The following is a 14,021-nucleotide window of genomic DNA, read 5'->3' on the forward strand; positions in this document are numbered from 1 at the left end:
ACGATCTGGTGTCGACACGCCAGGCTGGTGATTACACGCTTGCCCCGCGCGAGAATGTGGACCTGATCGACGTGTCGCCGAAACAGCTGGTCTCGGTAGCTGCATCGCTGATCCCGTTCCTTGAAAATGACGACGCTAACCGTGCTCTGATGGGCTCGAACATGCAACGTCAGGCGGTTCCGCTGCTTCGGGCTGAGGCACCGCTGGTCGGTACCGGGATCGAGGAAAAGGTTGCGATTGACTCGGGTGCTGCGATTCAGGCGAAACGCGCCGGTATCATCGACCAGGTCGATGCCCAGCGTATCGTTATCCGCGCCACCGAAGATCTGGAACTGGGCGACGCCGGCGTTGACATCTACCGTCTGCGCAAATTCCAGCGGTCTAACCAGAACACCTGCATCAACCAGCGTCCGCTGATCAAGGTGGGTGACACCGTCCAGAAGGGCGAGGTCATTGCCGATGGTCCGTCGACCGATATGGGTGAACTGGCCCTTGGAAAGAACGTGGTCGTCGCGTTCATGCCGTGGAACGGTTACAACTACGAAGACTCGATCCTGATCAGCGAACGTATCGCGCGTGATGACGTCTTTACCTCGGTCCATATCGAGGAGTTTGAAGTCGCCGCCCGTGACACCAAGCTGGGTCCGGAAGAAATCACCCGTGACATCCCGAACGTCGGTGAAGAAGCGCTGCGCAACCTCGACGAGGCTGGCATCGTTTACATCGGCGCGGATGTTGAGCCGGGCGATATTCTGGTCGGCAAGATCACTCCGAAGGGCGAAAGCCCGATGACCCCGGAAGAAAAGCTGCTGCGCGCCATCTTTGGTGAAAAAGCATCTGACGTGCGCGACACCTCGCTGCGCGTGAAGCCGGGCGACTACGGTACGGTCGTTGAGGTCCGCGTCTTCAACCGTCACGGCGTCGAGAAAGACGAGCGTGCGCTGCAGATCGAGCGTGAGGAAGTCGAACGTCTGGCCCGTGACCGGGACGACGAGCTGGCGATCCTGGACCGCAACATCTATGCGCGTCTGCAAGGTCTGATCCTGGGTAAAACCGCTGTCAAAGGCCCGAAAGGCGTCAAGGCAGGGTCGGTGATTACCGAGGACCTGCTGGAAACCCTGACCCGTGGTCAGTGGTGGCAGCTGGCGCTGGAAGGCGAGCAGGATGCGCAGATCGTCGAAGCCCTAAACGAGCAGTACGAAGTGCAAAAGCGTGCTCTGGACGCCCGTTTTGAAGACAAGGTCGAGAAAGTCCGTCGTGGCGACGACCTGCCGCCGGGTGTGATGAAGATGGTCAAAGTCTTCATCGCCGTGAAGCGTAAGCTTCAGCCGGGCGACAAGATGGCCGGTCGTCACGGGAACAAAGGTGTGATCTCCAAGGTTGTTCCGATGGAAGACATGCCGTTCCTGGCCGATGGTACTCCGGTTGACTTCTGTCTGAATCCGCTGGGTGTGCCGTCGCGTATGAACGTCGGTCAGATCCTTGAAACCCACATGGGTTGGGCCGCACGCGGTCTGGGTCTGAACATCGATGAGGCTCTGGGTGAATACCGCCGGTCCGGCGACCTGACCCCGGTGCGCGAAGCGATGAAGCTGGCCTATGGCGAAGATGTCTATGAAGAAGGCATCACCGGTCTGGACGAGGAAGGCCTGATCGAGGCTGCGGGCAACGTGACCCGTGGTGTTCCGATCGCAACCCCGGTCTTCGACGGTGCCAAAGAGGCTGACGTCAACGACGCGCTGGTGCGTGCGGGCTTCTCGGAAAGCGGTCAGTCGGTTCTGTTCGACGGTCGTACCGGTGAGCAATTTGCACGCCCGGTGACCGTGGGCATCAAGTACCTGCTGAAACTGCACCACCTTGTGGACGACAAGATCCACGCGCGTTCGACCGGGCCGTACAGCCTGGTGACCCAGCAGCCGCTGGGTGGTAAGGCGCAGTTCGGTGGTCAGCGCTTTGGTGAGATGGAAGTCTGGGCTCTGGAAGCTTATGGCGCCGCCTACACCCTGCAGGAGATGCTCACCGTGAAATCGGATGACGTCGCCGGCCGGACCAAGGTCTATGAGTCGATCGTCAAGGGCGAGGATAACTTTGAAGCGGGCGTACCGGAATCGTTCAACGTTCTGGTGAAAGAAGTCCGTGGCCTCGGCCTGAATATGGAACTCCTGGATGCGGAGGTTGAGGAGTAAGGGCGCTGCCCTTTCTCCCGTCCCCCCTTCCGCAAGATTTGAGGTAACAAATGAACCAGGAAATCACCAACAACCCGTTCAACCCGCTGACGCCCCCGAAGGTCTTTGACGAGATCAAGGTCTCGCTGGCGTCGCCCGAGCGGATACTGTCTTGGTCCTATGGCGAGATCAAGAAACCCGAAACCATCAACTACCGGACGTTCAAGCCCGAGCGTGACGGCCTGTTCTGCGCGCGTATCTTTGGCCCGATCAAAGATTATGAATGTCTGTGCGGCAAATATAAGCGGATGAAGTATCGCGGCGTTGTCTGCGAGAAATGCGGCGTGGAAGTCACCCTGCAGAAAGTCCGTCGTGAGCGTATGGGCCACATCGAACTGGCCGCGCCTGTCGCACATATCTGGTTCCTGAAATCGCTGCCGTCTCGAATCGGTCTGATGCTGGACATGACGTTGCGCGATCTGGAACGTGTTCTGTACTTTGAAAACTACGTCGTCATCGAGCCCGGTCTGACCGACCTGACCTACGGCCAGATGCTGACCGAAGAAGAGTACATGGACGCGCAAGATGCCTATGGCATGGACGCGTTTACCGCGAACATCGGTGCCGAAGCCATCCGCGAGATGCTGGCCCAGATCGATCTGGAGGCCGAAGCCGAGCAGCTGCGCGCTGATCTGGCCGAAGCCACCGGTGAACTGAAGCCCAAGAAGATCATCAAGCGCCTGAAAGTTGTCGAATCCTTCCTCGAGTCGGGCAACCGGCCTGAATGGATGGTGATGACCGTGATCCCGGTCATTCCGCCGGAACTGCGTCCGCTGGTTCCGCTGGATGGTGGCCGTTTCGCGACCTCGGATCTGAACGATCTGTATCGCCGCGTCATCAACCGGAACAACCGTCTGAAGCGTCTGATCGAACTGCGCGCGCCTGACATCATCGTCCGCAACGAAAAGCGGATGCTGCAGGAATCCGTTGACGCGTTGTTTGACAACGGCCGTCGTGGCCGCGTGATCACCGGCGCCAACAAGCGTCCGCTGAAATCGCTGTCGGACATGCTGAAAGGTAAGCAGGGCCGCTTCCGTCAGAACCTTCTGGGTAAGCGCGTCGACTTCTCGGGCCGTTCGGTCATCGTGACCGGTCCGGAACTCAAGCTGCACCAGTGTGGTCTGCCCAAGAAGATGGCGCTGGAACTGTTCAAGCCGTTCATCTACTCGCGCCTTGAGGCCAAGGGTCTGTCTTCGACCGTGAAACAGGCGAAGAAACTGGTCGAGAAAGAGCGTCCCGAAGTGTGGGATATCCTCGACGAGGTGATCCGCGAACACCCTGTCATGCTGAACCGTGCGCCGACGCTGCACCGTCTTGGTATTCAGGCGTTCGAACCGGTCCTGATCGAAGGCAAAGCGATCCAGCTGCACCCGCTGGTCTGTTCGGCCTTTAACGCCGACTTCGACGGTGACCAGATGGCCGTTCACGTCCCGCTGAGCCTTGAGGCGCAGCTGGAAGCCCGTGTTCTGATGATGTCGACGAACAACGTTCTGTCGCCTGCAAACGGCGCGCCCATTATTGTTCCGTCGCAGGATATGATCCTGGGTCTGTACTATGTGACCCTGGAACGCGAAGGCATGCCGGGCGAAGGTAAGGTCTTTGGCTCGATCGAAGAAGTTCAGCACGCGCTGGACGCGGGTGAGGTGCATCTGCACTCGAAAATCACCGCGCGGATCACGCAGATCGACGACGAAGGCAACGAAGTTCAGAAGCGTTATGAGACCACTCCGGGCCGTCTGCGCTTGGGTGCCTTGCTGCCGATGAACAACAAAGCGCCGTTCGATCTGGTCAACCGCCTGCTGCGGAAGAAAGAAGTGCAGCAGGTTATCGACACTGTCTACCGTTACTGCGGTCAGAAAGAGTCGGTCATTTTCTGTGACCAGATCATGTCGATGGGCTTCAAAGAAGCGTTCAAGGCGGGCATCTCGTTCGGTAAGGACGACATGGTCATTCCGGGTGACAAGTGGGGCATCGTCGATGACACCCGCAATCAGGTGAAAGACTTTGAACAACAGTACATGGACGGCCTGATCACTCAGGGCGAAAAGTACAACAAAGTTGTCGATGCCTGGTCGAAGTGTAACGACCGCGTCACCGAAGCGATGATGAGCACGATCTCGTCGTCGGATCGGGCAGAGGACGGGTCTGAGCAGGAACCGAACTCGGTCTACATGATGGCCCACTCGGGTGCGCGTGGCTCGGTTACTCAGATGAAACAGCTGGGCGGTATGCGCGGCCTGATGGCCAAGCCGAACGGTGACATCATCGAGACGCCAATCATCTCCAACTTTAAAGAAGGTCTGACCGTTCTCGAGTACTTCAACTCGACCCACGGTGCCCGTAAGGGTCTGTCGGATACCGCTCTGAAGACGGCGAACTCGGGTTACCTGACCCGTCGTCTGGTTGACGTGGCACAAGACTGTATCGTTCGTGAGATCGACTGTGGCACCGAGCGTGCGATCACTGCCGAAGCAGCCGTGAACGACGGTGAGGTTGTCGCCTCGCTGGCCGAACGTGTGCTGGGCCGTGTCGCTGCTGACGATGTTCTGCGTCCGGGCACGGATGAGGTGATCGTCGCAGCAGGTCAGCTGATCGACGAACGTATGGCCGACACCATCGACGAAGCTGGTGTTCAGTCGATGCGCATTCGCTCGCCTCTGACCTGTGAGTCCGAGGAAGGCGTCTGTGCAACCTGCTACGGTCGTGACCTTGCACGCGGTACCATGGTGAACACCGGTGAAGCTGTTGGCATCATTGCCGCCCAGTCGATCGGTGAACCCGGTACACAGCTGACCATGCGGACCTTCCACATTGGTGGTGTTGCGCAAGGTGGTCAGCAGTCGTTCCAGGAAGCCAGCCAGGAAGGTGTTGTTTCCTTCGAGAACCCGCAGATCCTGGTCAATGCCGCAGGTGAAAGCCTGGTCATGGGCCGGAACATGAAGCTGGTGATCAAGGACGAGCACGGCGAAGAGCGTGCCAGCCACAAGCTGGGCTACGGTTCCAAGCTGTTCGTCAAGGACGGCACCAAAGTGGCGCGTGGCGACAAGCTGTTCGAGTGGGATCCCTACACCCTGCCGATCATCGCCGAGAAAGCCGGTACCGCGAAATACGTTGACCTGGTTTCGGGCCTTGCTGTCCGCGACGAGACCGACGAAGCAACCGGTATGACCCAGAAGATCGTGATCGACTGGCGCGCGGCTCCCAAAGGCAGCGACCTCAAGCCCGAGATCATTCTGGTAGGTGAAGATGGCGAGCCGGTCCGCAACGACGCGGGCAACCCGGTTCACTATCCGATGTCGGTGGATGCGATCCTGTCGGTCGAAGACGGCCAGAAGATCGAAGCCGGTGACGTTGTCGCGCGTATCCCGCGTGAAGGTGCCAAGACCAAGGACATCACCGGTGGTCTGCCGCGTGTGGCCGAACTGTTCGAAGCCCGTCGTCCGAAAGATCACGCGATCATCGCAGAAGCCGATGGTTACGTGCGCTTTGGCCGCGACTACAAGAACAAGCGCCGCATCAGCATCGAACCGGCGGACGAGTCCATGGAGACCATCGAGTACATGGTACCCAAGGGCAAGCACATCCCGGTCGCCGAAGGGGACTTCATCCAGAAGGGTGAATACCTGATGGACGGTAACCCGGCTCCGCATGACATCTTGTCCATCATGGGTGTCGAAGCGTTGGCGGATTACATGATCGACGAAGTGCAGGACGTCTATCGTCTGCAGGGCGTGAAGATCAACGACAAGCACATCGAGGTTATCGTGCGCCAGATGCTGCAGAAGTGGGAGATCCTGGATTCAGGAGACACCACCCTGCTGAAAGGCGAACATGTCGATAAGCAGGAGTTCGACGCGGCCAACGAGAAGACGCTTCAGCGCGGTGGTCGTCCGGCACAGGGCGAGCCGATCCTGTTGGGTATCACCAAAGCCTCGCTGCAGACGCGTTCGTTCATCTCGGCGGCCTCGTTCCAGGAAACCACCCGCGTGCTGACCGAAGCTTCGGTTCAGGGCAAGAAGGACAAGCTGGTTGGCCTGAAAGAGAACGTCATCGTTGGTCGCCTGATCCCTGCCGGTACCGGTGGGGCCACTCAGGCCGTCCGCCACATCGCGCAGTCGCGTGACAACGTGGTCATCGAAGCCCGCCGGGAAGAGGCCGAAGCCGCCGCTGCTCTGGCTGCACCGACCTTCGACGACGACATGGTTGGTGATGAGCTGGACGTTCTGGTGGAAACCCCGGAAAGCCGCGAGTAAGCTCGACTGCACGAATTTGAAGAAGGCCCCGAAAAACGCGGGGCCTTTTTTCTTGGGTAGGTGTCAACGTTGGCCCACGGTAATTGAAAGCAATTGCTAAGGCATTAGCGGTATATCTGTAGGCTCTGGCGCGGCCCCTGCGGCCGTGAGCATGGCATGTACTTGCCCCCGGTGATGGGCTTGGTGATTAAAGAACTGAACAACACAGACGGCCTTAGGCATTTCTATCTTGGATGAGCCGCCAGGTGGGTACCATCTGACAACACCATTGAGATCTGCGCTGGTTGTGATGGATGCCCATTGTTGGATTTCCGTATCGCGCTGTGTGCGTAAGTTTTTGAATTCAGACCAATCTGAAGGGCTGGTTAGTGAATGGGTGATTGTTTCCTGTGGGCGTTCGTTTCCTTTGATGCGCTAAAGCATAAGGGCGTCGGACCAATAAAGGTGGTTCAAGGTTGCAGCGATGGATTTGAAGAACGCGCCTCGATCCTTCCAGCGCTGAGCTTCGGTCAAACCGTCGGATGCAGTGATGAGCGAAATATTTTGCCATCTGTTGTAGCTTGCCATAAGTCGGCAATACGCGGCTGAAATCATCATTCGTGGCCTCAGAGTTATGGGGGAAGTATTGGGAAAATTGAGCGCTTTGCTTTGGAACAATGCAAATTGCGCTGGGGCCGGCACACGCTGTGACGTCGTTGGGTGACTGCGATCGTATAGAATTTGACGACTTTGCCTAGGCTTTTTCTCAATCGTGCCTATCAAAGCGCGGTATAGCCAAGTCCTGTTTTCGCTATGCGTTTGTTAAAGAAGAAACAGTTTATTGTTGTCGCAGGACAGCACGACATTTTGACCTAACGCACACTTCAATCGCGAAGCCTCGTTCTTGCGGTTCCACACTCTCTAGTTTAGCTCTGGCCTGAGATTTACATTTGATTTTGAATTGGCTCATGGGCACTGAAAACAACTCTTTCGAAGATCGCGTTGCGCGGATCAAACAGCGCTCGGATGAGAATGCAAGACACGCACCTCGGCCCAGAACCGAGAGCATCTGGCAACGTCTGGCCTATCCCGGTGCGTTTTTGGGGGCTTTCTTGCTGGGGATCTGTGCCGTGTTTCTGACCCGTTACATTCAATACCAATCCGTTGGTATTCCGGTTCAGCGGCAGGTTGATACGCAGGATTTCGTCAGCCTCGGACTTGCGGGCGGGGCTTGCATCATGGTGATGCTCTTTCTGAAAGGTAAATTACGAGAATTTGCAGGCGCGCTTACGGTTGGCGCGTTGCTGACGACGTTTACCTTTCACAACCTTGTTTGGAAGTACCCAGACTTTTTTGAGCAAACCTACGGAGAAGACTGGGTGGATTTTGTCAAAGACACGACCGAACCGTCCAGTCTGAATCTGTTCGGAACCATTGTTCCCTTCGGCTGACATCCGGGTGCCGGACTCAAGCGATATTGACATCCAAGTCTTTACTTTGGCCAATACACGCGTTTGCCAGCCCGGAGCCCAGCCAACATGACCCCGAATACCAAAGGTGCCTTGCTGATGATGGGCAGCATGGCCGCGTTTACCCTGAACGATACGCTGGTCAAGATCGCGCTGCAGGAGCTGCCCCTTTTTCAGCTGGTGGCCCTAAGGGGTGCCTTGGCGGTTGTTCTGGTCTATCTGCTAGCCCGTTCACTTGGGGCCCTGCATCTGAATTTTTCGCGTCACGACAAATGGCTTGTTGCGTTACGCAGCCTGACTGAACTGGCGGCCACCTTCTTTTTCCTGACAGCGTTGAAGAACATGCCGCTTGCAAACGTAACGGCCATTCTTCAAGCGCTGCCGTTGACTGTAACGCTGGGCGCCGCTTTGGTATTCTCGGAACAGGTTGGCTGGCGGCGTACCCTGGCGATTGTGGTGGGGTTCATTGGTATGGTGTTGATTGTCCGGCCCGGCCCGGACGGTTTCAGCATCTATTCTATCTACGCCCTGATCGCCGTGGCATCGATAACCGTGCGGGATCTCGTCACCCGACGTATGTCCGCCGATGTGCCGTCGATGGTTGTGACCTTGGCAACCTCGGGCTCTATCGCGGTGGCGGCGGCTATTGCGTCGGTGTTTGAAGGGTGGGTTCCGGTTTCTGCCACAGCGGGATCCTTGGTTGCTGCCGCCGCTATCTTTGTGTTGATGGGCTACCTGTTCAGCGTCATGGTCATGCGTCAGGGCGATGTTGGGTTTGTTGCGCCGTTTCGGTATTCCAGCCTGCTTTGGGCGCTGGGGCTGGGTTGGGTCGTATTTGATGAATGGCCTGACACGGTGACAATGCTGGGTGCTGCGTTGATTGTTGGTGCTGGTTTGTTCACCTTGTTCCGCGAGCGGGCCCGTCAAGGCACAGAGTGAACCCGCCTGACATGGATCTGGTCAATGGCAAAGCGTGATTGAAACTCAACCTCTTGAAGCTGCGAAAGGGGGCTGAGTTCGACATCCGTGCTTCTGGTTCTGGGAGAGTCATTGAACCGGTTCAAGCCGCGGATCCACATCGGCTTATCAGGGCGCGTAATCACAGGCATGGCCCGATTGATCCTGTTGTGGGTAAAATTCATGATCGATTTGCGGTTGCGGCCCTGCACAAACATTCCAAGCCCCGCTGTCATCAACGGACGATGTACGCGCTTGGCTTGAATGCCCTTGGCATCTGCGCGCGCCAGGTATCCACAGTTGAAATCAATCGCGACCATGGCGCGGTTTTGAAACAGCCCGGCACTATCACCTACAGTTCCACGCAGCCGTTCGACGAAATCCACGGCCACTGCATCATCGTCATCATGGCGAAACTGCAGGCAGGGCTGGTCTAGGTTTTGGCGTGCGGCGTTCATAACCTCTTGCATGACCTTTCTGTGCCTGCCCGGACGTCTGGCAACGATACGCGCTTGCTTCAGGTCAGCTGTCAGATCATGCAGGCGGTCGAAGGCGGGCTTGGGCAGGCACTCACCGATAATGATCAGAAGATTGAATTCTGGATCGGTTTGCTTTTTCAGTCCGGGCAGGGCGATGGATTCAAACAACCGAAACCGTTCTTCCAGCCGTTCAGGTTGATACAGAAACTGCCGCCGTTCTTCGATGGAAGCGTGCATGGTCTGAAAGCCGCCAATGGCAGGATAAGAAAAACGGCAAAGACCAAGAACCTGCATCGTCTTAGTTCCCCAAAGCCGTAGTTTCGATCTTTTCTGGATCGATAGCGAAGCGTCTGCGCAAATCCTCTGCCTGTTCTGGCGTAAGCGGCAACAGCTCACGCGTGTCCTTGCGGGCGTGGTCCGAGTCGTTGAATCCGTGCAGCATGCGCACCCACCTCGGCGCGTCGGGGTAGCTGACCACCGGCATGAACCGCGCCAATCTGTTGTGCATCCGGTCAAAGATGGTCTTCGCGCTACCACCCTGAACATGCATTCCCAAGCCAACGCCCAGCAGCGACCGAAAAACCTGCGCCACTTGCAGCCCGCGCTCCTCGCACCTGGCGACGTAACCGTGATTGTAATCTATCGCGACCGACTCGCAGTGCTGCGTCAGCCCCGCGTTTTCGCGAATGGCGCTGCGCAGCAATTCAATGAAATCGACCGAGATCGCGTCATCGTCATCATGCCGAAACTGAAGGCAGGGTTTGTGCGGGTCGGTGCGGGCGGCGTTGAGAACCTCTCTCATCACCTGCTTGTGATCGGCTGGATCTTTTTTGATGATGCGGGCCTGTTTGAACCCGGCGATCAGATCCTGTAACCGATCAGAATAGGGTTGCGGCAGGCAAGTTCCCGTTACCACTAACAGCTCAAAACGTTCATCCGTTTGGGCGCGAAAACCAGGCAGGGCAATGGTTTCAAACAGGCGCAAGCGTTCCTCCATCCTGTCTGGCGCATAGAGAAACTGCCTTTGCTCTTGGATTGTTTCGTGGCTTTGCCGAAAGCCGCCAATCGCGGGGTAGGAAAAACGGCACAGGCCAATCACTTGCATCTGTCGTCCATCGGCTGGTAGTCAGCGCAACTATGCCCCCGCCGTACACGGGTCGCAACAGGGAGGAGGGCGCCTTTTGAGGCAATCAGTTACGCCCCAAACCCCACCATGTGGCGGTCGTCGGGATAGTGCTGTTGACACTTGGGCCGACTCCCCCTATTACGCGCGACATCTCGGTACCGGGGGCCGCCCCATAACCGATTTCAGTAATGAACTGGTCAAGACCCGGACAATTTTGCAGTTCGCGTCCTCTGATAACCAACCGCGACGTTCACCTCGGAATGGGAACGCTCGCGGATTTTGCGCTTGTGGACGCATGAGTGCAGCAAATTTAACCGCACGCAACCGCGTGCATGTCATGTGTGTTGCAAAACGGGGAAGAAACCGGAATGCCAACTATTCAACAGCTGATCCGCAAACCGCGGCAGCCCAAAGTAAAACGCTCAAAGTCCATGCACCTGGAGCAGTGCCCGCAGAAGCGCGGCGTCTGCACTCGCGTGTACACCACCACACCGAAGAAACCGAACTCGGCTATGCGTAAGGTTGCCAAGGTGCGCCTGACCAACGGGTTCGAGGTCATCTCGTACATCCCCGGTGAAAGCCACAACCTGCAGGAACACTCGGTTGTTCTGATCCGTGGCGGCCGTGTGAAAGACCTTCCCGGTGTGCGTTACCACATCCTGCGCGGTGTTCTGGATACTCAGGGCGTCAAAGACCGTAAGCAACGTCGTTCGAAATACGGCGCGAAGCGTCCCAAGTAAGAAGGAGAGGCTGATATGTCACGTCGTCACGCCGCCGAAAAACGCGAAGTCCTGCCTGACGCCAAATTTGGCGACAAGGTACTGACCAAATTCATGAACAACCTGATGATCGACGGCAAGAAGTCGGTCGCAGAGCGCATCGTTTACAACGCATTTGACCGCGTTGAGAGCAAGGTAAAGCGCGCTCCTGTCGAAGTGTTCCACGAAGCGCTCGACAACATCAAACCGTCGGTCGAGGTTCGCTCGCGCCGGGTTGGTGGTGCAACCTATCAGGTTCCGGTCGAAGTCCGTCCTGAGCGCCGCGAAGCACTGGCCATCCGCTGGCTGATCACTGCTGCGCGCGGCCGCAACGAAAACACCATGGAAGAACGCCTCGCCGGTGAACTGCTGGACGCTGTACAGTCCCGCGGTACTGCCGTGAAGAAGCGCGAAGACACCCACAAGATGGCCGAGGCGAACAAAGCCTTCAGCCACTACCGTTGGTAATTCAGAGGCTTATCAAAAATGGCACGCGAATATCCGCTCGAACTGTACCGTAACTTCGGTATCATGGCGCACATCGACGCAGGTAAGACCACCTGCTCGGAGCGTATCCTGTATTACACTGGTAAATCCCACAACATCGGTGAGGTGCACGATGGTGCAGCCACCATGGACTGGATGGAGCAAGAGCAGGAACGCGGCATCACCATCACCTCGGCTGCGACCACCACTTTCTGGGAACGCACCGAAGACGGTAAAACCGCCGATACCCCCAAGCACCGCCTGAACATCATCGACACCCCCGGCCACGTTGACTTCACCATCGAAGTTGAACGCTCGCTGGCGGTTCTCGACGGTGCCGTCTGCGTTCTGGACGCAAACGCCGGTGTTGAGCCCCAAACCGAAACCGTGTGGCGTCAGGCTGACCGCTACAAGGTTCCGCGTATGGTTTTCGTCAACAAAATGGACAAGATCGGCGCAGACTTCTTCAACTGCGTTCGCATGATCGAAGACCGCACCGGCGCACGTGCTGTTCCGGTTGGTATCCCGATCGGCGCCGAGTCCGAGCTGGAAGGTCTGATCGACCTGGTCACCATGGAAGAGTGGCTGTGGCAGGGCGAAGATCTGGGCGCAAGCTGGATCAAAGCCCCCATCCGCGACAGCCTGAAAGACATGGCTGACGAATGGCGCGGCAAGATGATCGAAGCGGCCGTCGAAATGGACGACGACGCGATGATGGAATACCTTGAAGGCAATGAGCCCGACGTTCCGACCCTGCGCGCCCTGCTGCGCAAAGGGACCCTGGACATCGCGTTTGTTCCGGTTCTGGGTGGTTCTGCGTTCAAGAACAAAGGCGTTCAGCCGCTGCTCAACGCTGTGATCGACTATCTGCCCAGCCCGCTGGACGTTGTTGATTACATGGGCTTCAAACCCGGCGACGAAGAAGAAGTTCGTGACATCGCACGTCGTGCCGATGACGACATGGCCTTCTCGGGTCTGGCGTTCAAAATCATGAACGACCCCTTCGTTGGATCGCTGACCTTCACCCGGATCTACTCGGGCACCATGAACAAGGGTGACTCGATCCTGAACTCGACCAAAGGTAAGAAAGAGCGCATCGGTCGTATGATGATGATGCACTCGAACAACCGGGAAGAGATCGAAGAAGCGTTTGCAGGCGACATCATCGCGCTGGCGGGTCTGAAAGACACCACAACCGGTGACACCCTGTGTGATGCGAAGGATCCGGTGGTTCTGGAAACCATGACCTTCCCCGATCCGGTGATCGAGATCGCGGTTGAGCCCAAAACCAAGGGCGACCAGGAAAAGATGTCTCAGGGTCTGGCCCGTCTGGCCGCCGAAGACCCGTCCTTCCGTGTGGAAACTGATTTGGAATCCGGTCAGACCATCATGAAGGGCATGGGCGAACTTCACCTGGACATCCTGGTTGACCGTCTGAAGCGCGAGTTCAAGGTTGAAGCGAATATCGGCGCACCGCAGGTGGCCTATCGCGAAACCATCTCGATGCCGGTCGAGCACACCTACACCCACAAGAAACAGTCGGGTGGTTCGGGTCAGTTCGGTGAGGTCAAGCTCGAGATCACTCCGACCGAGCCGGGCGAAGGTTATTCGTTCGAAAGCCGCATCGTTGGTGGTGCCGTTCCGAAGGAATACATCCCGGGTGTCGAAAAAGGCATCCAGTCGGTTATGGACAGCGGCCCGCTGGCTGGCTTCCCCGTGATCGACTTCAAGGTTGCCCTGCTGGACGGTAAGTTCCACGACGTTGACTCGAGCGTTCTGGCGTTCGAAATCGCGGCCCGTATGTGTATGCGTGAAGGCATGCGCAAAGCTGGCGCGAAACTGCTGGAACCGATCATGAAGGTCGAAGTGATCACCCCGGAAGAATACACCGGCGGTATCATCGGCGACCTGACCTCGCGTCGTGGCCAGGTGTCTGGTCAGGAACCGCGCGGTAACGCGATCGCGATCGACGCGTTCGTACCGCTGGCGAACATGTTCGGCTACATCAACACTCTGCGTTCGATGTCGTCGGGCCGTGCCCAGTTCACCATGCAGTTCGACCACTACGATCCGGTTCCGCAGAACATCTCGGACGAGATCCAGGCGAAATACGCATAAGCGAAGATTTGAGGGAGCTCCGGTCAGGGGCTCCCTTCATTACCGAAAAAGGAGGCCATCATGGCAAAGGAAAAGTTTGAGCGTACAAAACCGCACGTCAACATCGGCACGATTGGCCACGTTGACCATGGTAAAACGACGCTGACCGCAGCAATCACCAAGTATTTCGGT

General features: G+C 57.3%; 12 protein-coding genes. 8 read left to right on the forward strand and 4 right to left on the reverse strand.

Going from position 1 to position 14,021, the window contains the following annotated elements:
* A partial coding sequence (gene rpoB, locus AC2FNU_RS20140) for a DNA-directed RNA polymerase subunit beta (protein ID WP_496791829.1) occupies positions 1 to 2,186 on the forward strand: 2,186 nt, incomplete at its 5' end.
* Between the two features lie 50 nt (positions 2,187 to 2,236).
* A complete protein-coding gene (rpoC, locus tag AC2FNU_RS20145) occupies positions 2,237 to 6,478 on the forward strand; it encodes a DNA-directed RNA polymerase subunit beta' (RefSeq protein WP_496791830.1) in 4,242 nt (1,413 codons plus the stop codon).
* A gap of 96 nt (positions 6,479 to 6,574) precedes the next feature.
* On the opposite strand, the gene AC2FNU_RS20150 is transcribed toward rpoC, so the two are convergent.
* Together AC2FNU_RS20150 and AC2FNU_RS20155 are read right to left on the reverse strand one after the other, a co-directional pair.
* A complete protein-coding gene (locus AC2FNU_RS20150; RefSeq protein WP_496791837.1) occupies positions 6,575 to 6,889 on the reverse strand; it encodes a DinB family protein in 315 nt (104 codons plus the stop codon).
* A 3-nt stretch (positions 6,890 to 6,892) separates the two neighbouring features.
* On the reverse strand, positions 6,893 to 7,075 hold the full coding sequence (locus AC2FNU_RS20155; RefSeq protein ID WP_496791831.1) for a DinB family protein: 183 nt from the start codon (positions 7,073 to 7,075) through the stop codon (positions 6,893 to 6,895).
* Positions 7,076 to 7,425: 350 nt separating this feature from the next.
* Between AC2FNU_RS20155 and AC2FNU_RS20160 the strand changes: the two genes are divergently transcribed.
* A complete protein-coding gene (locus AC2FNU_RS20160; RefSeq protein WP_496791832.1) occupies positions 7,426 to 7,908 on the forward strand; it encodes a hypothetical protein in 483 nt (160 codons plus the stop codon).
* 87 nt (positions 7,909 to 7,995) lie between these two features.
* Positions 7,996 to 8,865, forward strand: coding sequence for a DMT family transporter (locus AC2FNU_RS20165; protein WP_496791833.1), 870 nt, complete (start codon positions 7,996 to 7,998; stop codon positions 8,863 to 8,865).
* On the opposite strand, the gene AC2FNU_RS20170 is transcribed toward AC2FNU_RS20165, so the two are convergent.
* Complete coding sequence (locus tag AC2FNU_RS20170; RefSeq protein ID WP_496791834.1) at positions 8,850 to 9,656, reverse strand: glycosyltransferase; 807 nt, start codon at positions 9,654 to 9,656, stop codon at positions 8,850 to 8,852. The two genes, AC2FNU_RS20165 and AC2FNU_RS20170, sit on opposite strands and share 16 nt — an antisense overlap.
* Before the next feature lie 4 nt (positions 9,657 to 9,660).
* Positions 9,661 to 10,467 carry a putative rhamnosyl transferase gene (locus AC2FNU_RS20175; RefSeq protein WP_496791835.1) on the reverse strand — a complete coding sequence of 269 codons (807 nt, stop codon included), beginning with the start codon at positions 10,465 to 10,467 and terminating at the stop codon, positions 9,661 to 9,663.
* Between the two features lie 389 nt (positions 10,468 to 10,856).
* On the opposite strand from AC2FNU_RS20175, the gene rpsL reads away from it, so the two are divergent.
* From rpsL to AC2FNU_RS20195, 4 genes are all read left to right on the forward strand, one after another.
* Positions 10,857 to 11,228, forward strand: coding sequence for a 30S ribosomal protein S12 (gene rpsL, locus AC2FNU_RS20180; protein ID WP_005621086.1), 372 nt, complete (start codon positions 10,857 to 10,859; stop codon positions 11,226 to 11,228).
* Positions 11,229 to 11,243: 15 nt separating this feature from the next.
* Positions 11,244 to 11,714 (forward strand): 30S ribosomal protein S7, encoded by a 471-nt coding sequence (gene rpsG / locus AC2FNU_RS20185; RefSeq protein ID WP_480486579.1) that lies wholly within the window; start codon positions 11,244 to 11,246, stop codon positions 11,712 to 11,714.
* 18 nt (positions 11,715 to 11,732) lie between these two features.
* The gene (gene fusA / locus AC2FNU_RS20190; RefSeq protein ID WP_496791836.1) at positions 11,733 to 13,850 is read left to right on the forward strand and encodes an elongation factor G; all 2,118 of its coding nucleotides are present in this window, start codon (positions 11,733 to 11,735) and stop codon (positions 13,848 to 13,850) included.
* 60 nt (positions 13,851 to 13,910) lie between these two features.
* Positions 13,911 to 14,021: GTP-binding protein (locus AC2FNU_RS20195; RefSeq protein ID WP_170744588.1), on the forward strand; the 111-nt coding region annotated here is incomplete at its 3' end.

It is taken from the genome of Ruegeria sp. BHSB064, assembly GCF_059613205.1.